At 65.6% G+C, this 26,459-nt stretch carries 29 protein-coding genes; 16 read left to right on the top strand and 13 right to left on the bottom strand.

Going from position 1 to position 26,459, the window contains the following annotated elements:
* Positions 1 to 52: 52 nt before the first annotated feature.
* Complete coding sequence (locus tag ACSQ8Y_RS19960) at positions 53 to 904, bottom strand: symmetrical bis(5'-nucleosyl)-tetraphosphatase (protein ID WP_436268173.1); 852 nt, start codon at positions 902 to 904, stop codon at positions 53 to 55.
* 114 nt (positions 905 to 1,018) lie between these two features.
* Here ACSQ8Y_RS19960 and rfbB point away from each other — a divergent pair, with 114 nt between their 5' ends.
* The 9 genes from rfbB to ACSQ8Y_RS19915 all read left to right on the top strand — a co-directional run bounded on the left by rfbB (position 1,019) and on the right by ACSQ8Y_RS19915 (position 10,120).
* Positions 1,019 to 2,089, top strand: a complete 1,071-nt coding sequence (gene rfbB / locus ACSQ8Y_RS19955) for a dTDP-glucose 4,6-dehydratase (RefSeq protein ID WP_436268172.1) — start codon at positions 1,019 to 1,021, stop codon at positions 2,087 to 2,089.
* Positions 2,090 to 2,097: 8 nt separating this feature from the next.
* A complete protein-coding gene (rfbA, locus tag ACSQ8Y_RS19950) occupies positions 2,098 to 3,012 on the top strand; it encodes a glucose-1-phosphate thymidylyltransferase RfbA (RefSeq protein WP_436268171.1) in 915 nt (304 codons plus the stop codon).
* Positions 3,009 to 3,554, top strand: a complete 546-nt coding sequence (rfbC, locus tag ACSQ8Y_RS19945; protein ID WP_436268170.1) for a dTDP-4-dehydrorhamnose 3,5-epimerase — start codon at positions 3,009 to 3,011, stop codon at positions 3,552 to 3,554. Before rfbA ends, rfbC begins: the two co-directional genes overlap by 4 nt.
* Positions 3,551 to 4,420, top strand: coding sequence for a dTDP-4-dehydrorhamnose reductase (gene rfbD / locus ACSQ8Y_RS19940; RefSeq protein WP_436268169.1), 870 nt, complete (start codon positions 3,551 to 3,553; stop codon positions 4,418 to 4,420). The genes rfbC and rfbD overlap by 4 nt, the downstream gene beginning before the upstream one ends.
* A gap of 96 nt (positions 4,421 to 4,516) precedes the next feature.
* The gene (locus ACSQ8Y_RS19935) at positions 4,517 to 5,611 is read left to right on the top strand and encodes a glycosyltransferase family 4 protein (RefSeq protein WP_436268168.1); all 1,095 of its coding nucleotides are present in this window, start codon (positions 4,517 to 4,519) and stop codon (positions 5,609 to 5,611) included.
* Positions 5,612 to 5,676: 65 nt separating this feature from the next.
* Positions 5,677 to 5,988, top strand: a complete 312-nt coding sequence (locus ACSQ8Y_RS19930; RefSeq protein ID WP_436268167.1) for an H-NS histone family protein — start codon at positions 5,677 to 5,679, stop codon at positions 5,986 to 5,988.
* Positions 5,989 to 6,205: 217 nt separating this feature from the next.
* Positions 6,206 to 7,588: a phosphomannomutase/phosphoglucomutase gene (locus ACSQ8Y_RS19925; RefSeq protein ID WP_436268166.1), complete on the top strand. Its 1,383-nt coding sequence runs from the start codon at positions 6,206 to 6,208 to the stop codon at positions 7,586 to 7,588.
* A 20-nt stretch (positions 7,589 to 7,608) separates the two neighbouring features.
* Positions 7,609 to 8,688 carry a lipopolysaccharide heptosyltransferase I gene (gene waaC, locus ACSQ8Y_RS19920; RefSeq protein WP_436268165.1) on the top strand — a complete coding sequence of 360 codons (1,080 nt, stop codon included), beginning with the start codon at positions 7,609 to 7,611 and terminating at the stop codon, positions 8,686 to 8,688.
* A 28-nt stretch (positions 8,689 to 8,716) separates the two neighbouring features.
* A complete protein-coding gene (locus ACSQ8Y_RS19915) occupies positions 8,717 to 10,120 on the top strand; it encodes a 3-deoxy-D-manno-octulosonic acid transferase (protein ID WP_436268164.1) in 1,404 nt (467 codons plus the stop codon).
* A gap of 8 nt (positions 10,121 to 10,128) precedes the next feature.
* Here ACSQ8Y_RS19915 and ACSQ8Y_RS19910 read toward each other — a convergent pair whose 3' ends face one another.
* From ACSQ8Y_RS19910 to ACSQ8Y_RS19880, 7 genes are all read right to left on the bottom strand, one after another.
* The gene (locus ACSQ8Y_RS19910; protein WP_436268163.1) at positions 10,129 to 11,355 is read right to left on the bottom strand and encodes a M48 family metallopeptidase; all 1,227 of its coding nucleotides are present in this window, start codon (positions 11,353 to 11,355) and stop codon (positions 10,129 to 10,131) included.
* Positions 11,301 to 11,993: a lysophospholipid acyltransferase family protein gene (locus ACSQ8Y_RS19905; RefSeq protein WP_436269867.1), complete on the bottom strand. Its 693-nt coding sequence runs from the start codon at positions 11,991 to 11,993 to the stop codon at positions 11,301 to 11,303. The genes ACSQ8Y_RS19910 and ACSQ8Y_RS19905 overlap by 55 nt, the downstream gene beginning before the upstream one ends.
* Positions 11,994 to 12,061: 68 nt before the next feature.
* Positions 12,062 to 12,634, bottom strand: a complete 573-nt coding sequence (gmhB, locus tag ACSQ8Y_RS19900; protein ID WP_436268162.1) for a D-glycero-beta-D-manno-heptose 1,7-bisphosphate 7-phosphatase — start codon at positions 12,632 to 12,634, stop codon at positions 12,062 to 12,064.
* A gap of 13 nt (positions 12,635 to 12,647) precedes the next feature.
* Entirely contained in the window at positions 12,648 to 14,768 is a 2,121-nt protein-coding gene (glyS, locus tag ACSQ8Y_RS19895; RefSeq protein ID WP_436268161.1) for a glycine--tRNA ligase subunit beta, read from the bottom strand.
* Between the two features lie 14 nt (positions 14,769 to 14,782).
* Positions 14,783 to 15,715, bottom strand: a complete 933-nt coding sequence (gene glyQ, locus ACSQ8Y_RS19890; protein ID WP_436268160.1) for a glycine--tRNA ligase subunit alpha — start codon at positions 15,713 to 15,715, stop codon at positions 14,783 to 14,785.
* A 67-nt stretch (positions 15,716 to 15,782) separates the two neighbouring features.
* The gene (gene lnt, locus ACSQ8Y_RS19885; protein WP_436268159.1) at positions 15,783 to 17,282 is read right to left on the bottom strand and encodes an apolipoprotein N-acyltransferase; all 1,500 of its coding nucleotides are present in this window, start codon (positions 17,280 to 17,282) and stop codon (positions 15,783 to 15,785) included.
* Positions 17,283 to 17,344: 62 nt separating this feature from the next.
* Positions 17,345 to 18,223 (bottom strand): HlyC/CorC family transporter, encoded by an 879-nt coding sequence (locus ACSQ8Y_RS19880; RefSeq protein ID WP_436268158.1) that lies wholly within the window; start codon positions 18,221 to 18,223, stop codon positions 17,345 to 17,347.
* Between the two features lie 142 nt (positions 18,224 to 18,365).
* Between ACSQ8Y_RS19880 and ACSQ8Y_RS19875 the strand changes: the two genes are divergently transcribed.
* Entirely contained in the window at positions 18,366 to 18,647 is a 282-nt protein-coding gene (locus ACSQ8Y_RS19875) for a hypothetical protein (RefSeq protein ID WP_436268157.1), read from the top strand.
* Between the two features lie 146 nt (positions 18,648 to 18,793).
* Here the strand turns inward: ACSQ8Y_RS19875 and ybeY are convergent, their stop codons facing one another.
* Together ybeY and ACSQ8Y_RS19865 are read right to left on the bottom strand one after the other, a co-directional pair.
* Positions 18,794 to 19,255 (bottom strand): rRNA maturation RNase YbeY, encoded by a 462-nt coding sequence (gene ybeY, locus ACSQ8Y_RS19870; protein WP_436268156.1) that lies wholly within the window; start codon positions 19,253 to 19,255, stop codon positions 18,794 to 18,796.
* Positions 19,239 to 20,297 (bottom strand): PhoH family protein, encoded by a 1,059-nt coding sequence (locus tag ACSQ8Y_RS19865; protein WP_436268155.1) that lies wholly within the window; start codon positions 20,295 to 20,297, stop codon positions 19,239 to 19,241. Before ACSQ8Y_RS19865 ends, ybeY begins: the two co-directional genes overlap by 17 nt.
* A gap of 156 nt (positions 20,298 to 20,453) precedes the next feature.
* Here ACSQ8Y_RS19865 and ACSQ8Y_RS19860 point away from each other — a divergent pair, with 156 nt between their 5' ends.
* Positions 20,454 to 20,753, top strand: coding sequence for a hypothetical protein (locus tag ACSQ8Y_RS19860; RefSeq protein ID WP_436268154.1), 300 nt, complete (start codon positions 20,454 to 20,456; stop codon positions 20,751 to 20,753).
* A 267-nt stretch (positions 20,754 to 21,020) separates the two neighbouring features.
* On the top strand, positions 21,021 to 21,350 hold the full coding sequence (locus ACSQ8Y_RS19855; RefSeq protein WP_436268153.1) for a hypothetical protein: 330 nt from the start codon (positions 21,021 to 21,023) through the stop codon (positions 21,348 to 21,350).
* Positions 21,351 to 21,422: 72 nt separating this feature from the next.
* Here the strand turns inward: ACSQ8Y_RS19855 and ACSQ8Y_RS19850 are convergent, their stop codons facing one another.
* Complete coding sequence (locus ACSQ8Y_RS19850; RefSeq protein WP_436268152.1) at positions 21,423 to 22,268, bottom strand: HDOD domain-containing protein; 846 nt, start codon at positions 22,266 to 22,268, stop codon at positions 21,423 to 21,425.
* On the bottom strand, positions 22,265 to 22,609 hold the full coding sequence (locus tag ACSQ8Y_RS19845) for a hypothetical protein (RefSeq protein WP_436268151.1): 345 nt from the start codon (positions 22,607 to 22,609) through the stop codon (positions 22,265 to 22,267). The genes ACSQ8Y_RS19850 and ACSQ8Y_RS19845 overlap by 4 nt, the downstream gene beginning before the upstream one ends.
* 153 nt (positions 22,610 to 22,762) lie before the next feature.
* Between ACSQ8Y_RS19845 and ACSQ8Y_RS19840 the strand changes: the two genes are divergently transcribed.
* From ACSQ8Y_RS19840 to ACSQ8Y_RS19825, 4 genes are read left to right on the top strand one after another with little or no spacing between them, the layout of a single operon-like run.
* Positions 22,763 to 24,355, top strand: a complete 1,593-nt coding sequence (locus tag ACSQ8Y_RS19840) for a sensor histidine kinase (RefSeq protein WP_436268150.1) — start codon at positions 22,763 to 22,765, stop codon at positions 24,353 to 24,355.
* A 38-nt stretch (positions 24,356 to 24,393) separates the two neighbouring features.
* The gene (locus ACSQ8Y_RS19835) at positions 24,394 to 24,954 is read left to right on the top strand and encodes a DUF1697 domain-containing protein (RefSeq protein WP_436268149.1); all 561 of its coding nucleotides are present in this window, start codon (positions 24,394 to 24,396) and stop codon (positions 24,952 to 24,954) included.
* Between the two features lie 17 nt (positions 24,955 to 24,971).
* The gene (locus ACSQ8Y_RS19830) at positions 24,972 to 25,373 is read left to right on the top strand and encodes a DUF3224 domain-containing protein (protein WP_436268148.1); all 402 of its coding nucleotides are present in this window, start codon (positions 24,972 to 24,974) and stop codon (positions 25,371 to 25,373) included.
* A 38-nt stretch (positions 25,374 to 25,411) separates the two neighbouring features.
* Complete coding sequence (locus ACSQ8Y_RS19825; protein ID WP_436268147.1) at positions 25,412 to 25,588, top strand: hypothetical protein; 177 nt, start codon at positions 25,412 to 25,414, stop codon at positions 25,586 to 25,588.
* On the opposite strand, the gene ACSQ8Y_RS19820 is transcribed toward ACSQ8Y_RS19825, so the two are convergent.
* The gene (locus ACSQ8Y_RS19820) at positions 25,585 to 26,448 is read right to left on the bottom strand and encodes a LysR family transcriptional regulator (RefSeq protein WP_436268146.1); all 864 of its coding nucleotides are present in this window, start codon (positions 26,446 to 26,448) and stop codon (positions 25,585 to 25,587) included. The genes ACSQ8Y_RS19825 and ACSQ8Y_RS19820 overlap by 4 nt on opposite strands.
* Between the last annotated feature and the right edge of the window lie 11 nt (positions 26,449 to 26,459).

Genomic DNA, 26,459 nt, shown 5'->3' with positions numbered 1-26,459 from the left:
CTGAGTATGGCTTCCCGCATGCGCGGCGGTCCGCCGATGCGGAGCGGCGCCGCTATGTTGCAGATTTGCCCGCGTGCTCCCGGAACTCCGGGCACTGCACCTGCATCAGCGACCGGTCGTCCAGGCACACGGCCGACAGGTAGCCGCCCCAAACGCAGCCGGTGTCGAGCGCGATCAAGTTAGGCCGCAGCAGCAGTCCCAGCGCCGACCAGTGCCCGAACACCAGCGTCACGTCCTGCGTGCGCCGGCCAGGCACGTCGAACCACGGCATCAGGCCGCTGGCCGGATCGGCCTTGGCGCTTTCCTTCAGCTTGAAATCCATCACGCCGTCCATGCTGCAAAAGCGCAGCCGCGTCAGCGCGTTGACGATGCAGCGCAGCCGCGCCGGTCCTTGCAGGCTGTCGTCCCAGGCGTTCGGTTCGTTGCCGTACATCTGCGCCAGGAAGGCGGTCCAGCCCGGCCCGCGCAGCGCCGTCTCCACTTCGCCGGCCAGCGCCATCACCTGCTGCGCGTCCCATTGCGGCAGGACGCCGCCGTGCACCAGCAAGTGGCCCTTGCGCAAGATGGCCATGGGCCGCGTGCGCAGCCATTCCAGCAGCTCGGCGCCGTCCGGCGCTTCCAGGATGTGGCTCAGCGTGTCCGAGGCCGATGCCGGGCGGATGCCCGTGGCCACCGCCAGCAGGTGCAGGTCGTGGTTGCCCAGCACGGTGTCGACGCGCCCGCCGCTGGCCACCGCCAGCGCGTGCACATAGCGCAAAGTGGCCAGCGACTCCGGACCACGGTTGATCAGGTCGCCCGTGAACAGGATGGACGGAGCTTGCCCTTCCTCGGCCAGGATGCGGTCGACCAGCGCCACCGTCTGGTCGTGGCAGCCTTGCAGGTCGCCGATAACATAGGTTTTCATAAGTGTTGCAATCGAAAAATTAAATTGTAAGCGATGCTTATTTCTCGCGGAATGCAGCGAGTTTCACATAAAATCATGCCTACGACTAATTCAACGCTCTACGCGGGACGCTCAATGATTTTTGTGACAGGCGGTGCAGGCTTTATCGGTTCCAACTTCGTGCTCGATTGGCTGGCCCAGTCCGACGAGCCGGTATTGAATTTCGACAAACTCACCTATGCGGGCAATGTGAACAATCTGGCGACGCTGAAAAACGACAGCCGCCACGTGTTCGTGCGCGGCGATATCTGCGACCAGGCCCAGGTGCTGGAACTGCTGCGCGCACACCGCCCGCGCGCCATCGTCCATTTCGCGGCCGAAAGCCATGTGGACCGCTCCATCCACGGTCCGGGCGAATTCATCAACACCAACATCAACGGCACCTTCAGCCTGCTCGAAGCGTCGCGCAGCTACTGGAACGAGTTGCCGGAGGCCGAGCGCGCAGCGTTCCGCTTCCTGCACGTGTCCACCGACGAGGTGTACGGCACCCTGGGCCCGGACGACGCGCCCTTCAGCGAAACCACGGCCTACGCGCCGAACAGCCCGTACTCGGCCTCGAAGGCGGCCTCGGACCACCTGGTGCGGTCCTACCACCACACCTACGGCTTCCCGACGCTGACCACCAACTGCTCGAACAACTACGGCCCCTACCATTTCCCGGAAAAGCTGATCCCGCTGATCATCGCCAACGCGCAGGCCGGCAAGCCGCTGCCCATCTACGGCGATGGCCAGCAGGTGCGCGACTGGCTGTATGTGAGCGACCACTGCGCCGCCATCCGCCGGGTGCTGGACGCCGGCCGCCTGGGCGAGACCTACAACGTGGGCGGCTGGAACGAGATGGCCAACCTGGACGTGGTGCACACGCTGTGCGACATGCTGGACCAGCTGCGGCCGAAGGCGGCCGGCAGCTACCGCGACCAGATCACCTACGTCAAAGACCGTCCGGGCCACGACCGCCGCTACGCGATCGACGCGCGCAAGCTGGAGCGCGAACTGGGCTGGAAACCGGCCGAGACCTTTCAGAGCGGCATCAAGAAAACCGTGCAGTGGTATCTCGAGAACCACGCCTGGGTGGCCGATGTGCAGTCGGGCAGCTACGCCAAGTGGGTGGAAACCAATTACTTCAACCGGGACGGCGCGCAATGAGCAAGGCAATGAACAATACCGGCAGCAAAGCGGCAGGCAATCGCAAAGGCATCATCCTGGCCGGCGGCTCGGGCACCCGGCTGTATCCGATTACCATGAGCATCTCCAAGCAGCTGCTGCCGATCTACGACAAGCCGATGATCTACCATCCGCTGACGACCTTGATGCTGGCCGGTATCCGCGAGATCCTGATCATTTCCACGCCGCAGGACACGCCGCGTTTCGAAGAACTGCTGGGCGACGGCAGCCAATGGGGCCTGCAGCTGAGCTATGCGGTGCAGCCGTCCCCGGACGGCCTGGCGCAAGCCTTCATCATCGGCCGCGAGTTCGTCGGCGATGCGCCGTCGGCGCTGATCCTCGGCGATAATATTTACTACGGCGCCTATCTGGAAGGCATCCTGCGCAACGCCTCCGAGCGCACCGAGGGCGCCACCGTGTTCGCCTACCACGTGCAGGATCCGGAACGCTACGGCGTGGTCGATTTCGACGACCAGCAGCAAGCCGTCAGCATCGAGGAAAAACCGCTCAAGCCGAAGTCCAGCTATGCCGTCACCGGCCTGTATTTCTATGACAGCCAGGTGTGCGACATCGCCGCGGGCATCAAGCCGTCGCCGCGCGGCGAGCTGGAGATCACCGACGTCAACCGCGCCTATCTGGAAGCGAAGCAGCTCAACGTGGAGGTGATGGGGCGCGGCATGGCCTGGCTCGACACCGGCACCCACGATTCGCTGCTGGACGCCTCGCAATTCATTGCCACCATCGAGAAACGCCAGGGCCTGAAAGTGGCTTGTCCGGAAGAGATCGCCTTCCGCAAGGGCTATATCGACGCCGCCCAGCTGCGCCGCCTGGCAGAACCGCTGAAGAAGAACAACTACGGCCAGTACCTGCTGGGCATCCTGGAAGACAAGGTGATTTCGCGATGAAAGTTGTCCAGACGCCCCTGGCCGGTTTGCTGCTGATCGAGCCGACCGTGTTCGGCGACCAGCGCGGCTACTTCTACGAGAGTTTCAACGCACGCCGTTTCGCCGAGCTGACCGGCGTTAGCGCGCAGTTCGTGCAGGACAACCATTCGCGCTCGGCCAAGGGTGTGCTGCGCGGCCTGCATTACCAGATCCAGCAGTCGCAGGGCAAGCTGGTGCGCGTGACGGCAGGCGCCATTTTCGACGTGGTGCTGGACATCCGCAAGAGTTCGCCCACCTTCGGCCAGTGGCACGGCGTGCCGCTGACGGCCGAGAACAAGCACGAGCTGTGGGTGCCGCCGGGCTTTGCGCACGGTTTCGTGGTCACCAGCGAGATCGCCGAAGTGCAGTACAAGACCACCGACTACTGGGCCCCGGAATTCGAGCGCTCCATCATCTGGAACGATCCGGCGGTGGGGGTGCGATGGCCGCTGGACGGCGAGCCGCTGCTGTCGGCCAAGGACAGGGCCGGGGTGCCGCTGGCGCAGGCGGAACTGTTCGCATGAAAATCCTGCTGACGGGATGCAGCGGCCAGGTCGGTTACGAGCTGGAGCGCAGCCTGCAGGGCCTGGGCCAGGTGGTGGCAGTGGACCGCAGCCGCATGGACCTGGCCGACCTGGACCAGGTGCGCGCCGTGATCCGCGCGGTGCGGCCCGGGCTGATCGTCAATCCGGCCGCCTACACGGCGGTCGACAAGGCCGAAAGCGAAGCGGCGCTGGCCTACCGCATCAACGCCGAGGCGCCCGCCGTCATGGCCGGGGAGGCGAAAAAGCTGGGCGCGGCGCTGGTGCACTATTCCACCGACTATGTGTTTCCCGGCGACGATCCGGCCCCGCGCGTGGAAACCGACGCCACCGCGCCCGTCAACGTGTACGGCGCCAGCAAGCTGGCCGGCGAGCAAGCCATCGCGGCGGCCGGCGTGCCGCACCTGATCTTCCGCACCAGCTGGGTGTACGGCATGCGCGGCAAGAACTTCCTGCTGACCATGCTCAAGCTGGCGCGCGAGCGCGACGAACTGCGCATCGTGGCCGACCAGCACGGCGCGCCCACGTGGAGCCGCACCATCGCCGACGCCACCGCGCTGACGCTGGCCCGGGCAGGTTCGCCGGCCAGCGAAGCCGGCGCCGGCTGGTGGGCGCAACACAGCGGCGTCTACCACCTGAGCAGCCAGGGCCAGACCACCTGGTTCGATTTTACCCGGGCCATTATCGAAGAAGCCGGCATCGAGTGCCGCCTGCAGCCCATCACCAGCGCCGACTACCCGGTGCCGGCGCGCCGTCCGCAGTATTCGGTACTGTCCTCGCAGCGCCTGATGGAGCAGTTCTGCCAATTGCCGCACTGGCGCGATGCACTCGGCCTGTGCCTGCGCTGAATCCGGTACAATCGCGGGTTGGCGTGCAGATAAGGTGATGCTACTGCCGCGCGGCGGAATATCACACGCTCCGGTATCTTGTATTGATAAATAATAATGTTTTCATTCTTAGTGAGCTTTATCGCGTCCGCGCTCTTGACTCTGCTGGTCATTAAAGAGGTCAAATTGCACGGACCGGCGCTCGATTCCGATTTCGGCGGCGTGCAGAAGAACCACGTGCATTCAGTGGCCCGCATCGGCGGCCTGTCGATATTCTTCGCGGTTGCGATCAGCGCCTGCATTTCCATTTGGCGCGTACCCGCCATGACCAGCTGGATGCTGTCGCTGATGGCTTGCTCCTTTATCGCCTTCGCCGGCGGCATCGTTGAAGACTATACCGGCAAGGTGAGCGCCATGCGCCGCCTGGTGCTGACCATGGCGGCCGCCTTGCTGGCCTATTTCCTGCTCGACGCCCGCATCGACCGCATCGATTGGCCATTCTCGGTCTGGTCGGTGCCGTATATCTGGCTGGCGCTGCCGATTTCCGTGCTGGCGGTGGCCGGCATTGCCAATGCGATTAATATTATCGATGGTTTCAATGGCCTCGCCAGCGTGGTCACGATCTGCATGCTGCTCTCGCTCGGTTATGTGGCCTTGCAGGTGAACGACATGTTCGTGCTGGTGGCGGCCCTGATGGTAGCCGGCGCCACGGCCGGCTTCCTGGTCTGGAACTACCCGGTCGGGCTGATTTTCCTGGGCGACGGCGGCGCCTATTTCATCGGCTTCATGCTGGGCGAGCTGGCGCTGCTGCTGGTCGTGCGCAACCCGCAGGTGTCGACCTGGTATGCCGCGCTGCTGCTGATCTATCCGGCCTTTGAGACCCTGTTCTCGGCCTACCGCCGCATGTTCGTGCGCGGCAAATCGCCCACCATGCCGGACGGCATACATTTACACAGCCTGATATTCCGCCGCATCGTGCAATGGGCGGTGGGCCGCAAGGAAGGGCGCGCCTTATTGCGCCGCAATTCATTGACGTCGCCTTATCTGTGGATGTTTTCGCTGATGGCGGTAATTCCGGCCACCATGTTCTGGCGTCACACCTGGGTGCTGATGTTCTTCTGCCTGTTGTTTATGATTAGCTACATTTGGTTATATGTGCGCATTGTCCGATTTAAAGCGCCACGCTGGATGATACGGCACAAGAAACACTAGAAAAAAATCGTGGTTGTAGTATATTTCGATCAGAATCTCATTACCTCATTAAAAAGGATAAAGTCATGGATCTGTCGAATCTGTCTTCCGCCCAATTGCGCGACTTGCAGAAGCAACTGGAGCGCGAATTAAAAAAACGCGAAAGCGAAGACCTGGCAAAAGCCCGCGAGCAGATATTGGCCATCGCCCAATCCGTGGGCGTTCCGGTGAAAGACCTGATCGGCAATGCGGTGCGCGTGAAAACCGGCAATACGGTGGCGGCGCGCTATCGCAATCCGGCCGACGCGACCCAGCAATGGACCGGCCGCGGCCGCCAGCCGAAATGGGTCAAGGAATGGGTCGATTCCGGCAAGGCGCTGGACGGTCTGCGTATCTAAGGCTTACCACGCTTCCAGGCGGGCCTGGCCCGCCGCCAAGGCGGCGCGGATGGCCGGTACTTGCCTGCCGCCAGCATCGCCCTTACCATACCGGGTATACTTGTTATACTGGTCACCGTGCCCGCACTTGTGCGGGCTGCTTTTTTGGCGCAACTCATTCCCTACAACGCAACCGGCTGGCGTCCGCGCCCGGCGGCGGCACCACGCGAACTCATCTATGGTCTCCCTGTCTAAATCGATCTTCAAAGCTTACGATATCCGCGGCATCATCGGCAAAACCCTGGACGCGGGCGTCGCCCGCCAGATCGGCCACGCTTTCGGCCTGGCCGCCGCCGCCAAGGGCGAGCGCCGCGTGGTGATCGGCCGCGACGGCCGCCTGTCCGGCCCCGAGCTGACCGCCGCGCTGGCGCAGGGCCTGCAGTCGGCCGGCGTGGACGTGATCGACCTGGGCGTGGTGGCCACGCCCATGGTGTACTTCGGCACCAACGTGCTGGACGCCGCCTCGGGCATCATGGTCACCGGCAGCCACAACCCGCCGGACTACAACGGCTTCAAGATGGTGCTGGCGGGCGAGGCGATCCACGGCGAGTCCATCACCGGCCTGTACGACTCCATCCTGGCCAATGCCGATAAAGTCGCCGCCGAGCCGGGCGCCTACAGCACCTACGACATCCGCGCCGAATACCTGGCGCGCATCATCGGCGACGTGAAGCTTGCGCGTCCGATCAAGATCGCGGTCGACTGCGGCAACGGCGTGGCCGGCGCCTTCGCCGGCGACCTGTACCGCGGCATGGGCTGCGAGGTGGTGGAGCTGTTCTGCGAAGTGGACGGCACCTTCCCCAACCACCACCCGGACCCGGCCCATCCCGAGAACCTGCAGGACCTGATCCGCGCGCTGCAAGAGACCGACGCTGAAATCGGCCTGGCCTTCGACGGCGACGGCGACCGCCTGGGCATCGTCACCAAGGACGGCCAGATCATCTACCCGGACCGCCAGATGATGCTGTTCGCGCAGGACGTGCTGAGCCGCCATCCGGGCGAGCAGATCCTGTACGACGTGAAATGCACGCGCCACCTGGCGCCGTTCATCGAGAAGAGCGGCGGCGTGCCGCTGATGTACAAGACCGGCCACTCGCTGGTGAAGGCCAAGCTGAAGGAAACCGGCGCCCCGCTGGGCGGCGAAATGAGCGGCCACATTTTCTTCAAGGACCGCTGGTACGGCTTCGACGACGGCATGTACGCCGGCGCGCGCATGCTGGAAATCCTGACCAAGGAGGCCGACCCTTCGGCGCTGCTCAATTCCCTGCCACAGTCCGACAGCACGCCCGAGCTGCACCTGCACCTGAAGGAAGGCGAGAATTTCATCGTCATGGACAAGCTGCGCAGCGACGCCAAGTTTCCCGGCAATGAGCGCATCATCACCATCGACGGCCTGCGCGTGGAATACGCCGACGGCTTCGGCTTGGCGCGCTCCTCGAACACCACGCCGGTGATCGTGATGCGCTTCGAAGCCGAAACCCCGGAAGCGCTGGCGCGCATCCAGGGTGAATTCAAGCGCGTGATCCTGGCTGCCAAGCCGGACGCCGAGCTGCCTTACTAAAGCGGCATGACGCAGTTCATATGAATATTCTGCTGGTGCGCGTCTCCTCCCTGGGGGACGTGCTGCACAACATGCCCATCGTGGCCGATATCGCGCGCCGCTACCCGGACGCGCATATCGACTGGGTGGTGGAGGAGGGCTACACCAGCCTGGTGCGCCTGAACGGACGGGTGCGCAACATCATTCCGTTCGCGCTGCGGCGCTGGCGCAAAAGCCTGGGCAATCCGGCCACGCGCGCCGAGATCAAGGTCTTCTTCCGCACGCTGCGCGCCGAGCGCTACGACCATGTGTTCGACACCCAGGGCCTGCTCAAGACCGGCATCATCATGGGCGCGGCCCGGGTGGTGAAGGGCGGGCAGAAGGTGGGCCTGGCCAACGGCAGCGAAGGCTCCGGCTACGAGGGCATCTCGCGCTTCTTCCATACTAAAAGCATACCGCTGGACCCGCGCACGCACGCTGTGGCGCGCGGGCGCCTGGTGGCGGGCGCAGCGCTGGGCTACCCGGTCGATACGCCGGCCGACTTCGGCTTGCCGGCCGTGTCGTCGTCCGACCCGCGTCCGGAGTGGATGCCGGCAGGGCCGTACGCTGTCTATTTCCACGGCACCGCGCGCGACGCCAAGAAATGGGCGCCCGCCAACTGGATCGAACTGGGCGCCGCGCTGGCGCCGATGACGATATTGCTGCCGTGGGGCTCACCCAAGGAGAAGGCCGAAGCCGAGGCCCTGGCCGCCAGCCTGCCGAATGCGCGCGTGCTGCCCAAGCTGTCCATGTCCGACGCGGTGCTGCTGGCGCGCCATGCGGCGCTGGCTATCGGTGTCGACACCGGCCTGACCCACATCGCAGCCGCCTTCACCACGCCGACAGTGGAAATCTACGCCGACTCGCCGCGCTGGAAGACCGAGGGCAACTGGTCGCCCAAGATCATCAACCTCGGCGACAAAGGCGCGCCGCCGTCCGTGGCCGAAGTGCTCGCGGCAAGCCAGGCCGTCCTTGCCGTAAGTCATGCGTCCAGCGCCGCCACCCCTGCCATTCCCGCGAACGCGGGACGGTCCGGCGATCCGGTCCCTACTCAGCATGGATCCCCGCGTTCGCGAGGATGACAGTGCATCCCCATTCCCTGACATCGCTATGCTGAGACTCTATTCCCTGATCTGGTGGTTCGCCATGCCGCTGGTGCTGGGCCGCCTGTGGTGGCGTGGCCGCCGCGAGGCCGGCTACCGCCAGCACTGGAACGAGCGCCTCGGCATCTACCGGCCGCGCGCCGCCAACGACGAGCCGCACACCATCTGGGTGCACGCGGTCTCGGTGGGCGAGACCCGCGCCGCCGAACCCCTGGTCGACGCGCTGCTCAAGCAATACCCGCGCAGCCGCATCGTCATGACCCACATGACGCCGACCGGCCGCGCCACCGGCAAGCAGCTGTTCGGCAGGCACGGCGCGCGCTTGGCGCAAGCCTACCTGCCCTACGACACCGTCACCATGGTGCGCCGCTTCATCAAGCACTTCGAGCCGCGTATCTGCATCCTGATGGAAACCGAAGTGTGGCCGACGCTGATCGCCGAATGCGGCAACGCCCGCGTGCCGGTGGTGCTGGCCAATGCGCGCTTGTCCGAGCGCTCGCTGCGCAAGGCCAAAAAGCTCGGCACGCTGATCGCGCAAGCGGCGCGCGGCATCACGCTGGTGGCCGCGCAGACCGAGGCCGACGCCGAACGGGTACGCTCGCTGGGCGTGTCGCAAGTGGCCGTCACCGGCAGCATCAAATTCGACGTCGTGGTGCCGCCCGCCGCGCTGGCCGTGGGCGCCATGCTGCGCGCGCAGATCGGCGGCCGTCCGGTCCTGCTGTGCGCCAGCACGCGCGAGGGGGAGGAAGAGCTGATCCTGGACGCTTTCCGGCGCGCCCTGGCCGGCGCCAACGCGGCAGCCGGCACGGCGCCCGCTGGCTCTGGCACGACCTCCACGACCGGCGCTGCCATTGGCGCCGCCGCGCCTGGCGCCGGCCATGCCGCCATGGCTGCGGACACGCTGCTGTTGCTGGTGCCGCGCCATCCGCAGCGCTTCGACGAAGTCGAGCAGATGGCGGCGGCGCGCGGCATGCCGGCGCAGCGCCGCAGCGTCCTGGCGCAGCCTGGCGCCTCGGTGGCGGAGTCTACCCAAGTGCTGCTGGGCGACTCCATGGGGGAAATGTTCGCCTACTACGCCGCCTGCGACCTGGCCTTCATCGGCGGCAGCCTGCAGCCCCTGGGGGGGCAGAACCTGATCGAAGCCGCCGCGCTGGGCAAACCGGTGCTGATCGGCGAGCATACCTTCAACTTCGCCCTGGTGACCGAGCAGGCCGTCGAAGCCGGCGGCGCCCGGCGCGTCGCCAGCGCGCACGACTTGATGGCACAGGCGGCTCGCCTGCTGCGCGACGACATGGCGCGAACTGCGATGGGCCGCCAGGCACTCTCCTTCGCCAACCAGCACCGCGGCGCCACCGCCCGCACGCTGGCCTTATTGCCAGCCTTGCTGCCGCAAGAAGAGCATGCGGGCTGAAAAGAAGCTTAGCTGAACAGCACCGGCAGTTCCTGCGCGCGCTTGCGCAGCAGGGCTTTGGCTTCGTCGTAGGCCGGGTAGATGCGGCCGACGGTGGCCCAGAAGCGGGCGCTGTGGTTCATCTCCAGGATGTGCGCCAGTTCGTGCGCCACCACATAGTCGATCAGCGGCAGCGAGAAGTGGATCAGGCGCCAGTTCAGGCGGATCACGCGCTGCACGGTGCAGGAACCCCAGCGCGTGCCGGCCGAGGACAGCGCGAAGGCGCTGTACTGCACCCCCAGGCGCGCCGCGTACAGGTCCAGGCGCTGTTCGAACAGCGTCTTGGCCTGCTGCTGCATCCAGGCGCGCACGCGCTCCTTGAGCAGCGTCTCGGTGGCGCCCTGCACCAGTCCCATATGCAGTTCGCGCGTGTCCGGGTTGTAGTCGGTGCGGTTGCGGGTGGCCGTGTACAGGCGCAGCTTCAGTTCGCCGCCCAGATAGGGCAGGGTGGCGCCGTCTTCCCACGCCACCGGCGGCTTGCGCAGCCGCGCCGCGCGCCGCTCGCGCCGTTCGTCCAGCTTGGAGATGATCCAGTGCTGCTTGGCGCGGATGGCGTTGTCGATCTCCGCGATGCTGATGCGTTTGGGCGCCGTCACGCGCAGGCCCTCGTCGTCGATCATGAAACCGATCGAACGGCGCGTGGAGCGGCGCAGCGTGTATTCGAGTATGAACTGGCCCACCATCAACTGGCGGCGCGGCAGCGCGTCGGCGTCCGGCGCGGGCGGCGGCTCGGGCGCGCGCAGCGGCACAGGTGGAGGGCGCAGCAGATTGGCGGTGGGGACTGCGGGAGAGCCGGTATCGGCCGGGGACGGGGACGCTGCGGAAACGGCGGAAGGGCTGGCGGGGGCGCCGGAAGATGGGGCGGCGGGTGCTGCGGCAGGGGCGGCGGCCGGTGTTGCCGCTGGCGAGGCCGACCATGGGGACGCGGGTGCCGCGGAAACGGGGCGCGGCGCCTGCCAGGTGGAAGGCGCCGGGACCGGGGGCGGACTGGACGGCGGATTCGACGGCGGGTGCATCACCGCCGCATTGGCGGCGTGGCTTTGGGGACGCGATGCCGCGCCCGGCGTGCTCTCGCCGAACAAATCAAGCTGCCCCTCGTCCGCTTGGCTGGCCGCCGGTCGGGCGGCGGTGGCCAGGTCGTCTAGCCAGCGCTGTAGGCGTGGGGCGAAATGACGCGCATTTCTGATTCTATCCACTGTTCCACCTGCTCCATCAACTCGTCTGGTGTGCGTCCTTCGGAAGAAATCGGCTTGCCGACGGAAACCGTCACCTTGCCGGGCTTCTTGATGAAGGAATTCTTGGGCCAGCATTCGCCGGAATTGAGCGCGATCGGCACCACCATGGCGCCGGTCTCGATCGCCAGGCGCGTGCCGCCGCTCTTGTACTTGCCCTTCTGGCCGACCGGGATGCGCGTCCCTTCCGGGAACATGATAATCCACAGGCCGGCTTTCAAGCGGCGCTTGCCGTGCGCGACCACCTGCTTGAAGGCGTTCTTGCCCTGCTTGCGGTCGATCGGGATCATGCGCAGGGCGGCAATGCCCCAGCCGAAGAAGGGGATGTACAGGATCTCTTTCTTGAACACGAATACCAGCGGGCGCGGCAGGCTGCACAGCAGGAAGATGGTCTCCCATGCCGACTGGTGCTTCGACAGCACCACGGCCGGCGCGTCCGGGAAATTCTCGGCGCCCTTGATTTCATATTCGATACCGCAAATGACCTTGGCGCACCAGATGATGAACACATTCCAGCGCGAGACGACGTAGTAGCGCTGGGCGTACGGCAGCGGCGTTGCCAGCATGCAGACGACGCACCAGATGACGGTGGCGATCGCCATGACGACGGCGAATATCAAGGAACGCAGAAACAGTACAGGCTTACCCAATGCGACACTCCAGAATCAATTCAATTAACAGCTTTGGTTTCAGCGTTGGCCGCCGGGGCCTTCTTCAGCAGGTGGTCCACCATGGCCGCCAGGTTGGCGAAGACCATTGTACCGGGTGGCAGGCCGCCCGTGGCATTGGTTTTTTCGCCTTTCCCGGTCAGCACCAGGTAAGGCACGCAGCCGCTGACGAAGCCGGCCTGCAGGTCGCGCAGCGAATCGCCCACCGTCGGCACGCCCTTCAGGTTGACCTGGTAGCGCTTCGCGATCTCGGCGAACATGCCCGGCTTGGGCTTGCGGCAGTCGCAATTGTCGGCCGCCGCGTGCGGGCAGAAGAAGATCGCCTCGATCTCGGCGCCCACCTGCTGCGCCAGCATATGCATCTTCTGGTGGATGGCGTTGAGCACCGACATGTCGAAATACTCGCGCGCGATGCCGGACTGGTTGGACGCCACCACCACACGGTAGCCCGCCTGGTTCAGGCGGGCGATGGCTTCCAGCGATCCCGGCACCGGGATCCACTCGGCGGGCGACTTGATGAAGTCCGGCGAATCGTGATTGATCACGCCGTCCCGATCAAGGATGATCAGCTTCATCGCAGCGCCCATCTTATGCCGCCAGTTTCGAGATGTCGGCCACGCGGTTCATCATGCCGTGCAGCGAGGACAGTAGCGCCAGGCGGTTGTTGCGCAGGGCGACATCCTCGGCCATCACCATCACGTCGTTGAAGAAGGCGTCGACGTCGTCGCGCAGCTTGGCCAGCGTTTTCAGCGTGCCGGCAAAGTCGCCCGCCGCGAAAGCGGCGTCCACTTCGGGCTGCACGCGCACGATGGCGGCGTGCAGGCTCTTCTCGGCGGCGTCCTGCAGCAGGGATTCCTTCACAACGGCGCCGGCGAGCGCCAGCGCTTCCTCGTTCTTCTTGAGGATGTTGGTGATGCGCTTGTTGGCGCCGGCCAGCGAGGCCGATTCCGGCAGCGCGGCGAAAGCCTGCACCGCTTCCAGGCGCTGCACGATGTCGTCCAGGCGGTCCGGGTTCTGGGCCACCACGGCCTCGATCTCGTTCGGCGTGAAGCCGCGCTCGCGCAGGATGCCGCGCAGGCGGTCCAGCATGAACACCGCCACGTCGGCGCCCGGATCCTTGAAGCCGGCCACGGAGGCGAACTGTTTGGCCGCGTCGGCCAGCAGGCCGGAAATGGACAGCGGCAGGCGCTTCTCGATCAGCATGCGCAGCACGCCCAGGGCGTGGCGGCGCAGCGCGAACGGGTCCTTGTCGCCGGTCGGCGCCAGGCCGATGGCCCAGATGCCGACCAGGGTTTCCAGCTTGTCTGCCAGCGCCACGGCGGTGCCGGTGGCGGTGGTCGGCAGGCTGTCGCCGGCGAAGCGCGGCTGGTAATGTTCGGAGGCGGCCAGCGCCACGTCTTCGTGCTCGCCGTCGTGGCGCGCGTAGTAGGTGCCCATGATGCCTTGCAGCTCGGGGAACTCGCCCACCATGTCGGTCAGCAGGTCGGCCTTGGACAGGCGCGCGGCGCGTTCGGTCAAGGCCACGTCCGCCTTCAAGCCGGCGGAATCCAGCTTGCCCGCGATGGCGCCGGCCAGCGCGGTGACGCGCTCGCTGCGTTCGGCCTGCGTGCCCAGCTTGTTGTGGTAGACCACGTTCTTGAGCAGCGGCAGGCGCGATTCCAGCGTCTTCTTCTTGTCCTGCTCGAAGAAGAACTTGGCGTCCGACAGGCGCGGACGCACCACGCGCTCGTTGCCGCCGATGATGGCTTGCGGCGTGTCGGTGGCGATGTTCGAGACGATCAGGAAGCGCGAACGCAGCTTGCCCGCCGCGTCGGTCAGCGCGAAGTACTTCTGGTTGGTCTGCATGGTCAGGATCAGGCATTCCTGCGGCACGGCCAGGAACTCCTCCTCGAAGCGGCACTCGTACACCACCGGCCATTCCACCAGCGCGGTCACTTCGTCGAGCAGCGATTCCGGCATCAGCACCTGGTCGGCGCCGGCTTTGTCCAGCAGCGCGGCGCGGATCTTTTCCTTGCGCGCATCGACGCCCGGGATGACCTTGCCCTGTTCGGCCAGCACGCCCGCGTAAGCGTCGGCGTTGGCCACGGTCACGTTGCGCGCGCCGGGGGCGGTCAGGAAGCGGTGGCCTTCGGTCAGGTTGGACGCGGTCAGGCCCAGCAGGGTCAGCGGCAGCACGGTGGCGCCGTGCAGCGCGATCAGGCTGTGCGCGGGGCGCACGAACTGCACGGTGGCGCCGTCCGGACGCTGGTAACTCATCACCTTAGGGATCGGCAGCTTGGCCACGGATTCTTCCAGCGCGGCCTGCGCGCCGCTCAGCAGCTGCGAGCCCGGCGCGGTGTAGGTGTAGAAGAAGCTCTCGGCCTTGCCGTCCTGCGCGCGTTCCAGGTCGGCCACGGTCAGGCCGGGGAAGCCCAGCGCGGCCAGCTTCTTGGCCAGCGGCGCGCTCGGATTGCCATCCTTGTCCAGCGCGACCGACACCGGCAGCACTTTTTCACGGATGGATTTGTCCGGCGAGGTGGCGCGCACCTTGGTGACGGAAACGGCCAGTCGGCGCGGCGTGGCGTGGATGGTGGCGTCGCTGTCGGCTTCCAAAAAGTCGCGCGATTTCAGGCCGTTGACGATGCCGGCGGCGAAAGCGGCGCCCAGTTTGGCCAGGGCTTTCGGCGGCAGTTCTTCGGTCAGCAGTTCAATTAACAGGGTCTGGTTCATGTTCTTCTAATCTTTTACGCGGCAGGGGAGGCAACTGCGGGAGCGGCGGCAACTGCGGGAGCCATCGGGAAGCCGAGGCGTTCGCGGGAATCGTAGTAAGCCTGCGCCACGAGGCGCGACAGGGCGCGCACGCGGCCGATGTAGGCGGCGCGCTCGGTCACCGAGATGGCGCCGCGCGCGTCCAGCAGGTTGAAGCTGTGCGAAGCCTTCATGATCTGCTCGTAGGCCGGCAGCGTCAGTTGCAGCTCGATCAGGCGCTTGGCTTCGGACTCGTGGTTGTTGAACTGCGCGAACAGCAGTTCGGTGTTCGAGTGCTCGAAGTTGTAGGCCGACTGCTCCACCTCATTCTGGTGGAACACGTCGCCGTACTTCAGCGTCTTGGTTTGTCCGCCCTCTTCCCACTCGGTCCACACCAGGTCGTACATATTCTCGACGCCCTGCAGATACATGGCCAGGCGCTCGATGCCGTAGGTGATCTCGCCCAGCACGGGCTTGCAATCGAGGCCGCCCACTTGCTGGAAGTAGGTGAACTGGGTCACTTCCATGCCGTTCAGCCAGACTTCCCAGCCCAGGCCCCAGGCGCCCAGGGTCGGGCTTTCCCAGTCGTCCTCGACGAAGCGCACGTCGTTCTGCTTCAGGTCCAGGCCCAGCGCCTCCAGCGAACCCAGATACAGGTCCAGGATGTTTTCCGGCGCCGGCTTCATCACCACCTGGTACTGGTAGTAGTGCTGGCCGCGGTTCGGGTTTTCGCCATAGCGGCCGTCCTTCGGGCGGCGCGAAGGCTGCACATAGGCCGCGCGCCAAGGCTCGGGGCCGATCGCGCGCAGGAAGGTGCCGGTGTGGAAGGTGCCGGCGCCCACTTCCATGTCATACGGCTGGAGCAGGGCGCAGCCTTGCTTGTCCCAGTAGGATTGCAGCGTCAGGATAATTTGTTGAAATGTGAGCATTGTCGTTGTTCTTTGCGCAGGCTAAGCCATAAACGGCTAATTTTAGCCGTATTGGCTGTCTGCTTGGCTATTTTTCGGGGGGCTTCTTTGCGTTTTTTCGTGTCTGGAACCAGGCGCCGGCGAGCGCCAGCGCGGCCAGCGCCAGGAACAGGCTGTTGCCCAGCACAATGTAGGGCGTGTTGCCGGCCGTGCCGCGCACGGTGGCCTTGAGCACGCCGGCCTGGTAATAGGGCAGGGCCGCCGTCACCTTGCCGTGGCTGTCGATCACCACGGTGGCGCCGGAGTTGGTGGCGCTCAGCATCGGGCGGCCCGTCTCCAGCGTGCGCATCTGCGAAATCTGCAGGTGCTGCGGGATGGCGATCGATTCGCCGTACCAGGCCAGTTCGGACACATTCAGCAGCAAGGTGGCCGGGTTCGGATCGGCCGCCAGCTGGTCGGCGATCTCCTCGCCGAACACGTTCTCGTAGCAGATATTGGGCAGCACGCGCTGCGACTTCACTTGGAACGGCGCCTGCAGCGTCTTGCCGCGCGTCTGGTCGCCGAGCGGAATGTGCATCATATTGGTGAACCAGCGGAAGCCGGTCGGTATGAATTCGCCGAAGGGCACCAGGTGGTGCTTGTCGTAGCGGTAGGTCGGCAGGCCCGATTCGGGCGGCACGCCGATCACGCTGTTCGAATACTGGGTCGGGCTGTCCATCAGCGGGATGCCCAGCACCAGGTGGCTGCCGGAACGCTTGGCGAACTGGCCCAGCTTGGGCAGGTAGTCCGGCGGCAGCTGGTGCGGGAACAGCATGATGGCCGTTTCCGGCGTGGCGATCAGGTCGGCCGCCTCGGCGCTGACGGCGTCGCGGTATTTGTTCAGCGTGGCCTCGGTGTGGCGCGCGTCGAACTTTTGCTGCAGCGGCGTGTTGCCCTGCACCAGGCGCACCGAGATCGGCTCGCCCACGGCGTGGGTCCAGTCGACCAAGCGCAGGCCGAAACCGGCCAGCAGCACGGCGGCCATGGTGCCCAGCGCGAGCCAGCGGCTGCGGTGCGCCGCCAGCAGCAGCGCGCCGGCGCACAGCGCGGCCAGCCAGCCGACGCCGTACACGCCGACGATGGGGGCGTAGCCGCCCAAGGGGCCATCGTTGTGGGCGTAGCCTGCCACGGCCCACGGGAAGCCGGTAAACAGCCAGCCGCGCACCCACTCGAGCAGGGCCCACATGGCGGGCAGCAGCAGCAGATTGGCGGCCGGCAGCGGCAGCGCCCAGCGTTTGCGCAGCCACAGCGCGCCGTACATGGCCAGGGCGGCGTAAGCGCCGATGGCCACGGCCAGCAGCGCGATGGCGGCCACCGCCAGCGGCAGCGGCAGGCCGCCGAAGCGGTTCAGCGCCACCACCAGCCAGTGCACATTGGCCAGGCCCCAGCCGAAGCCGAAGGCCCAGCCGACCAGCGCGCCGGCTTTCGGCGTGGCGGCGCGCAGCGCCTGGTAGAACAGCGCGGCCAGGCACAGGATCTGCACCGGCCACCAGCCGAAGGGGGCGAAGGAGAAAACGCTGGCGCCGCCCGCCAGCGTGGCGATCAACATCCGGCCACGGGTACTGCGTTGCGGGGGAAGCGGATCGCCGGGTTGGGCGCGGCGCCAGCGCATCAGTCTTGTTCGTCCACTGCCGGCGGCAGTTTTTCGACCAGCAGCACGTGCAGTTGGCGGGCGTCGGCGCGCAGCACTTCAAAGCGCAGGTTGCCGATGTCGAAGGTGTCGCCCTTGTGGGGCATGCGGGCCAGATGCTTGACCACGAGGCCGCCTATGGTATCGGCGTCCTCGTCGGACAGGTCGGTGTCGAGTTCCTCGTTGAACTGGCTGATCTCGGTGAGCGCCTTGATGCGCCAGCGCGGGCCGATCTTGCCTTCCTTGATCGACAGGATGTTGTCCTCTTCCTCGTCGAAATCGTACTCGTCCTCGATGTCGCCGACGATCTGCTCGAGCACATCCTCGATGGTGATCAGGCCGGCCACGCCGGAATACTCGTCGACGACGATGGCCATGTGGTTGTGGTTGGCGCGGAAATCGCGCAGCAGCACGTTCAGGCGCTTGGACTCGGGGATGAACACGGCCGGGCGCAGCATGTCGCGCACGTCGAACGATTCCTCCGCGTAGTAGCGCAGCAGGTCCTTGGCCAGCAGGATGCCGATAACCTTGTCGCGCTCGCCCTCGATGGCTGGGAAGCGCGAGTGGGCCGTCTCCAGCACGGAGGGCATCCATTCCTCGATGGGTTTGGAAATGTCGATCACATCCATCTGCGAACGCGGCACCATGATGTCGCGCGCGGACAGGTCCGACACCTGGAACACGCCTTCGATCATGGACAGCGCGTCGGCGTCGATCAGGTTGCGTTCATGGGCATCGTGCAGGACTTCGAGCAGTTCCGCGCGGTTCTCGGGCTCGGGGGAGATGAAAGCGGTGAGTCGCTCAAATAGCGATCTATGGGGTTTGGCGTCAGTCTTGACGCCACTAGGGTGCTCTTGCATAGGAGGCGTGAGCCAGTTGTTTCGAAGTCCTATAGGATACTACAAATGGCCAGGGCGCTTCGTTTTTGTCGGAAAGGCATGGCTTTCGGCATCGTTTTTAGCGCTACAATGGGGGACATTTACTTCCCGCGCGGAGCCCGCCATGGTCAGCATTTCATCCCTCAGCCCGTCCACGGGGCTGGTCCCGCAGCGCAAGATGGCGGAAGAGGCGCCGCCCGACGTCGACACCGTCGCGCCGGATCCGCAGGCGATCAACGCCGTGCCGCCGGCCGAGGCCAGTCCCGAAGCGCCGCCGCCGGAAGCGGCCGCGCCGATGTTGTTCGAAGCCGACAAACAGGCCGAGCCGACCTCGCGCCTGATCGAAAAGACCCCGTTCGACCTGCACCGCGCCCTGCTCGGCACCACCGGCACCAAAACCCCCTGAAAAAGGGGCCAGGGTCAAATCGTAAAAAGGGCCAGGGTTATTTTTCTCCGCCCAGCGGAATAAATAACCCTGGCCCCTTTTGCTTTGCCCCTTTTGCTTTGAGCTACGCGGACTCGGCGCACCGGGGCGTGATTTTCCTTGGGGTGTCAGGCGTAGGGATCGGCGTAGCCCAGGCCGGCCAGGATTTCCGTCTCCAGCCCTTCCATCTCGTCCGCTTCTTCCTCGTCCATGTGGTCGTAGCCTTGCGCGTGCAGCACGCCGTGCACGATCAGGTGCGCGGTGTGCTCCTCCACCGTTTTTTTCTGCTCGGCCGCTTCCTTCTGCAGCACGTCGGTGCACAGGATGATGTCGGCCCGCGTCGGCTCGTCCTCGGCGATCTCTTCTCCTTCGTTGTAGGCGAAGGTCAGCACATTGGTCGCATAGTCTTTTTCGCGGTAGTCGCGGTTCAGCGTGCGGCCTTCCTCGGCGTCGACAAAGCGTATCGTCAGTTCGGCCGGCGCGAACAGCGCGGCCTTGATCCATTTGCGCACCATCGGACGGGTGATGCTGTCCTGCAGGCGCGGGTCGGCGTATTGCACCGATAAAGTCAGCTTATTTTTTTCGGGCATGTTTGACGGAGGCAGTCTTGGCAGGGGTGAACAGGGGCGAGATTTCGGCCGACGCGTTGTGCGCGCTTTCATAGGCGTCGACGATGCGCGCCACCAGCGGATGGCGCACCACGTCGGCGCTGCTGAATTGCGTGAAGGCGATGCCGCGCACGTCGCGCAGCACATGGCTGGCGTCCACCAGGCCGCTCTTCTGGCTCTTCGGCAAGTCGATCTGCGTGGTGTCGCCGGTGACCACGGCCTTGCTGCCGAAACCGATACGCGTCAAAAACATCTTCATCTGTTCGACGCTGGTGTTCTGCGCCTCGTCCAGGATCACGAAAGCGTGGTTCAGCGTGCGTCCGCGCATATAGGCCAGCGGCGCGATCTCGATGACGCCTTTTTCAAACATCTTCTGCGTGCGGTCGAAGCCCAGCAGGTCGTACAGCGCGTCGTACAGCGGGCGCAGGTACGGGTCCACCTTTTGCGCCAGGTCGCCCGGCAAAAAGCCCAGGCGCTCGCCCGCTTCCACGGCGGGGCGGGTCAGGATGATGCGCTTGACGGCGTCGCGCTCGAGCGCGTCCACCGCGCAGGCCACCGCCAGGTAGGTCTTGCCGGTGCCCGCCGGCCCCAGGCCGAAGCTGATGTCGTGGTCGAGGATGTTGCGCAGGTATTTGATCTGGTGCGGCGTGCGCCCGCGCAGGTCGGTGCGGCGCGTCTTCAGGGTCGGGCTGGTGATGTCGGGCTCGTTGAACGGCGGTTCCTCCTGGTCCGGCTCCAGCGGCGGCGCCAGGCCGGCGCGTTGTTCGACCAGGGCCAGTTGCACTTCCTCCACCGGCACCACTTTCTGCGCCACGTTGTAGAACTGCTCCAGGATCTGCACCGCGCGCTCGGCGTTGGTGCCGTTGACGATGAATTTCTCGCCCCGGCGGAAAATCGTCACGTCCAGCGCGGCCGAAATCTGGCGCAGGTTTTCATCCAGCGGGCCGCACAGGTGCGCCAGGCGCGTGTTGTCGAGCGGCTCGGGGATGAAGTAGTGCGGCTGGCTTGGGGTCTTGGTTTTCAAAGGGCGGTGCCTGCTAGGATGTACTGGATGGCGCTAGTTTACCGTATGCGGCCTTGCGCGGCGAAATTCCCGCGCGAGTTGACGCTTAGACATTGCATTCAGGCCAGCTTGCTCTAGAGTCGAATGAACAGTCCCGCAATGTTTACGGAGCATGCCATGGCAGTCAGTTCCATCTCAGGCGTCGGCAACGCGCCCCAGCCGGCCAGCGTCGCGACCGACCAGCGCGCCGAACAAGCACGCCAGGCCCGCCGCGAGGAGGCAGCGCGGCGCGAGCAGCAGGCCGCCGGCGCCGATCAGCAGGCCCAGCAGACGCAGCAGGCCGCGCGCGCCGAGCAGGAGCGGCAGACCCAGCAGGCTGACGCCGTGAAGCGGCAGCAACTCGAATCGCAGCAGAGCACCCAGAACAGCACGTCGCCGTCCGCACGCGCCGGCCAGAACGTCAACACGACTGCGTAGACTCCTCCTCGGCCCGCGTTCTGCGGGCGTTTTCATCCCCGGCAAGCAGCAATGCACCGCGTAATTCTTTCCTAAAAGTTCTTCCGTGCGCCACGGAATATTCCCGTGTGTTGAAATGGCATTGTTGCTAAGAATTCTAGCGGGCGCTTGACCTAACACAAGCTTCGCTAGTCGCAGCTTGGCCGGAACGGGCTGGTTTGGTATTAGAATTGTTATTGAAATTGCAATGCCATTCCGGGATAGACAACTCACTAGACGAGGAAAATCATGGCACACCACGCCCTTGCTTCTCAAGAAAGTTACAACCCCAACCATCTGTTGGATATGCTGCTCGGAAAAATGCAGCTGAAGAACGACGCCGCGCTCTCGCGCATGCTGGAAGTGGCGCCGCCTGTCATCAGCAAGATCCGCCACCACCGCTTGCCGGTCGGCGCTTCCTTGCTGATACGCATGCATGAAGTGACCGGGATGAGTATCCGCGATCTGCGCGACTTGATGGGCGACCGCCGCACCAAGTATCGCCTGTCCGACGCGCAAGGCCGCCCAAAGCCGGAGGACAGGCCGGAAAAGCAGGACGCCGGCAGCTACGCACACTAAGCCGGTGCGCGGAGGCTGGACCGGAGCCCGCGGGTTCCGGTCTGGTGCGGCGCGGCCAGCGTTACAGCGGCATCAAGACAGCAGCACCATAGAAATTTCTTCGTACTGCAATTCCGTTTCGCGGAACAACTGCAGATAGACGGCTTCATCGAGACCGAGCGCGCGCCAGGCGACGGTCGACACGGGCGGCACCAGGCCGTCCGGCATATGCGCCAGATCCAGCGCATGGGCGATCGCGTCCGCCACATGGATGATGGCCGCCAGAAAACCCGCGCCGGTCGCTTCCGGATCGTGATGGTGGGCGATCGCCAGCCGCATGGTGTCGGAAAAATTCCAGTGTTCGGCCAGCGCCGCGCCGGCGTCGACATGGTCGATGCCCAGCACCGTGCGTTCGGACTCCAGCATCAGGCAGTCGTGCGCGTCGCGGTGGGCGATCGCTTGCTCGTATTGCTTGGGGAAGCAGGCCACCAGCACCAGCCGCCCGATGTCGTGCAGCAGGCCGGCCGTGAAGGCGTAGTCCTGGTTGAAGCGCATCTGCCGCGCCAGCACCTTGGCGCAGGCCGCGCTGGCGATCGAATGGCGCCAGAAGGCCTTGTGGTCGAAGCCGGCGCAGGCGCGCTCGGCGAAGCAGCCGGTGATGGCGGCCGCCGTGATCAGCTTGCGCGTGGACTGGAAGCCGAGGAAGGTGATCGCTTGCTGGATGGTGGTGACCTTCACCTGCAGGCCGTACAGCGACGAGTTCGCCAGGCGCAAGGTCTTGGCCGTCAGCGCCTGGTCGTAGGACACCTTCTTGGCCAGCACGGAAATATCCACATCCTCCTGGTCGATGCTGTTCAACAGCTCCATCACCACCGCCGGCAGCGAGGGCAGGTCGTCCAGGTTTTTCACGACGTCGTCATAGGTCAGCATGGCGCTCATTCTTCTGCGGGGGCAAGGCCGAGGCGGAAATCGGTGACGAAGCGGCGCAGCAGCGCGGTGGCCCAGTCCTCGTCGCTGTCGGGATCGTTTTTGCGGAACAGGTGGTCGATGCGCTCCAGGTGCTGCTCGTGGCCGGCCGCCTGTTCGGCCGCGCTGGGCTGCTCGGACAGCGCGATCGGCAGCACGGCGATGCCGTGGCGCGGCATCAGCGCGATCATGGCCTCGGTCAGCACTGTGCCGTGCGGCAACAGCACATGGCCTTGCATGTCGAGCAGCTCGTCCGACAATATCATTCCTGCCTGCACCTGCGCTAGCGGCACGTGGTGGTAACTGGCTGTCATCGCGCGTCCCCATCGTTCTCGTCGCATGATCTTACCATCCGCGCCGGGCGGGAACCGAAAATCTTGCCAAGGCGCTAGGCTTACTTTACATTGGGGTGAGTTGTTTCTTTGCCGCTCAATCCATCTGCCCGCCTGGCCGGGAGGAGTCTCTCGATGTTTGGAATTCAAGGTCGGCTGACCTTGCTGTTCGTGGTGATCGTGACCTTGGTGCTGGGCATCTCCGGCACCTATGCGCAATACAGTCTGAGCCATGAACTGGAGGTCAGCAACCTGCGCCTGCGCCAGGGCGTGCTGACCCGCTTGCAGACCAGCTTGCCTTCCGCGCTGTGGGACCTCGACAAGGCCAAGGTGGACAACATCGTGGCCGCCGAGATGCTGCCGCCCGAGCTGGTGGCGATCCGCGTCTACGACACCTCGGTCGGCCTGTTCTCGGGCAAGCTGCGCAAGGACGGCGGCGGCGTCGGCCAGATCGAGACCGACGCCGAGATCAGCGGCACGCCGGTGGTGGCCGACCTGGCCTACCGCGACGCCGGCGCGGCCGGCAACGCGCCCAAACCCGTCATCGTCGGCCGCGTGGTGGTCAATTTCAGCCGCGCGCAAATGGACGCCACCTTGCGCAACGAAGTGCGGCGCAAGGTGATCGAAGTACTGCTGCTGGATTCCATCCTGGTGGCGGCGCTGGCGCTGAGCCTGCGCATCGTGTTCGACCCGCTCAAGCAGCTGCGCGACGGCTTGCACGACCTGGCCACGCGCGGCTCCGACGAGGTGGGCGAGCTGCCGGAAAACCGGCGCGACGAGCTGGGGCAGGTGATCCGCGGCTTCAACGCCATCCAGCGCCGCGTGAAAACCATCATCGCCCGCACCCGCGAGGCCGAGGACGAGGCCCGCCGCGCCGCGCAGCAGACCGCGCGCGCGCTCGACGACCTGCGCCGCACGCAGGAATCGCTGCTGCAGGCCGAGCGGCTGGCCTCGCTGGGCGGCCTGGTGGCCGGCGTGGCGCACGAGATCAACACGCCGGTGGGCATCGCGCTGACCAGCGCGTCCATCCTGGCAGAGGCGACCGAGAAGGTGCACCAGGCGGTGGCCGACGGCGTCATCAAGAAGTCCGACATCCTGCAATACCTGGAGACGGCCAGCGAAAGCACCAAGCTGATCATGAACAACGCCTACCGCGCCGCGCACCTGATCCACAGTTTCAAGCAGATCGCGGTGGACCAGGTGAGCGAGGTGCGGCGCCGCTTCGAGCTGCACGAATACATCGGCGAGGTGGTCTCCAGCCTGCAGCCCAAGCTGAAGAAAACCCATATCCACGTCGAGATCGATTGCCCGCCGGAAATCGTGCTCGACAGCTATCCGGGCGCGCTGGCGCAAGTCATCACCAACCTCACGCTCAACTGCGTCGAACACGCCTTCGACGCCGACACCGAGGGCCGCATCGGCATCAATGTGCGGCCCGACGGCGAGTGGATCGAGATGCAGGTGGTGGACAACGGCAAGGGCATCGCGGCCGACATGCTGGACAAGGTGTTCGACCCCTTCGTCACCACGCGCCGGGGCCAGGGCGGCACCGGCCTGGGACTCAACATCGTGTTCAACCTGATCGCCAAGCAGTTCGCCGGCACCATCACGGTGAGCAGCACGCCGGGGCAGGGCGCCAGTTTCGTGCTGCGCATTCCGCGCGTGACGCCGATCGAAGGCGCGCACGGCAGCGGCGAGCCGCTCGCGGATGCGCCGCTGCACGCCTGATTGCCGCATACTACCGTTTTGCGGTGAAGGAGAACGAGATGGGGACACGCAGGCGGATCGCCCTGCTGCGCGGAATCAACGTCGGCCGCGCCAAGCGCGTCGCCATGGCCGACCTGCGCAAGCTGATCACCGACCTGGGCTACTGCGACGTCAAGACGCTGCTCAACAGCGGCAATGTGGTGTTCGACTGCCCGGACGCGGAGCCGATGCCGGCATCCGAGTCCGCCACCCTGATCGAGGAGGCGCTGGTGGTCAAGCTGGGCGTGGGCGCGCGGGTGACCGTGCTCGACGCCGAGCAGCTGGTCCACGTGGTCGAGGACAACAGCCTGCGGCCGCTGGCCGACGACCCGTCGCGCCTGCTGGTGGCCGTGCTCAACAACCCGGCCGACCGGGAACGGCTGCTGCCGCTGGCGCACCAGAGCTGGGAGCCGGAGGCGTTCGCGCTGGGGCGCTGGTCGGCCTATCTGTGGTGCCCGGACGGCGTGCTGGCCAGCCGGGCCGCCGCCGCCATGGGCAAGGTGCTGGGCGACGCCGTCACCACGCGCAACTGGACCACCATCAGCAAATTGTATGCACTGGCCTGCGAACAGCCGGCCTGAACCTAGGGGAGAGCGCGATGGCACGAGTAGAGGGAGAGTTCGATGTGACGATGAGTCCGGAGCGCATGTCGGTCGGCGCGTCCGGTTTCGGCCTCGGCCGCATGGTGCTGGACAAGCGCTACCACGGCGCGCTGGAGGCGACCGGCAACGGCGAAATGCTGACCTTCATGGGCGCGGCGCAAGGCTCGGCCGGCTATGTCGCGATGGAGCGCGTGGAGGGCACCTTGGACGGCCTGAGCGGCGGCTTCACGCTGCAGCACAACGGCATCATGGACCGCGGCCTGCCCAGCCTGGCGGTGCTGGTGGTGCCCGACTCGGGCAGCGGCGACCTGACCGGATTGAGTGGTAAGCTCGATATACGCAACGAGGACGGCAAGCATTACTACACCTTCGACTACGTGATTGCGGCGATCCCCTAGCGCGGCTACAATGGCGGTCTTTGCTTGTCGGCAATATTATGAACAACGATCTATTCAAAGGCATCCTGATCATGGTCGGGCTGCTGCTGGCGCTGGTGGTGGGCGGCTTCGCGCTGTCGGACAACGGCATGCAAAAAGCCAGCTGCATCGGCCGCGCCATCGGCAGCGGCGTTTCCTTCGGCAGCATCGGCCAGGTCTGCGGGCTGAAAGCCTAGCGGGCAGCAAGGCAGGCGGCGAAGGCGTCGCGCGCCGGGTGGTGCAGCACGTCGCTGCGCCAGACCAGCATGGTCTGCACCAGCGCGGTGTGCGGCGGCAGTGCGTGGCACAGGATGCTGCCCGCCAGCTGGCGCTGTTCCAGCACGGCTTTCGGCATCAGGGCCACGCCCATGCCGGCCGCCACGCAGCCGAGGATGGCCTCGAAGGTGCCGAATTCCGAAATCCGCGTGGTCGCCACGCCGGCTTCGGCGAACCAGCTTTCCAGCCGCCTCCGGTAGGCGCAGCCGCTGCGAAACACCAGCAGCGCACGGCGCGCCACGTCGTGCGCCGTGCGCACCGGGCCGTGCGCCGCGTCCGTCAGCAGCACCAGCTCCTCGTCGAAGACCGCCAGCTGCGCCAACTCGGGCCGCAGCACCGGCGCGGCCACCAGCGCCACGTCCAGTTTGTGGTTCAGCACCGCGTGCACCAGCTGGTCAGTGGGGGCGGTCTCCAGCACCAGATCGACGTCCGGATGCCGCTGGTGGAAGGCCGCCAGCACCAGCGGCAAGCGCGCCGCGGCGGCCGTTTCCATGCTGCCGATGCGTAGTTGGCCGGACGGCTTCAGGTCGCCGCGCACGGAAGCCTGCGCCTCGTCGGCCAGGGTCAGCAGGCGGTCGGCATAGCTCAGCAGGCGTTCGCCCTCGGCCGTGATCAGCAAACGGCGCCCGGCGCGGTGGAACAGCGCCACGCCCAGCGTCTCCTCCAGCTGCGCCAGCCGCGCCGACACATTCGACTGCACCCGGTGCAGCCGTGCGGCGGCCTGCGTCACGCTGCCTTCTTCCGCCACAGCCTTGAAAATGCGTAGTGCCGAGAGTTCCATGATGTTCTCTT

It is taken from the genome of Pseudoduganella sp. LjRoot289, from assembly GCF_964252925.1.
GTDB lineage: Bacteria > Pseudomonadota > Gammaproteobacteria > Burkholderiales > Burkholderiaceae_D > Rugamonas.
Note: the sequence above shows the minus strand (reverse complement) of the source record. Positions and strands in the feature narration are given on the sequence as shown.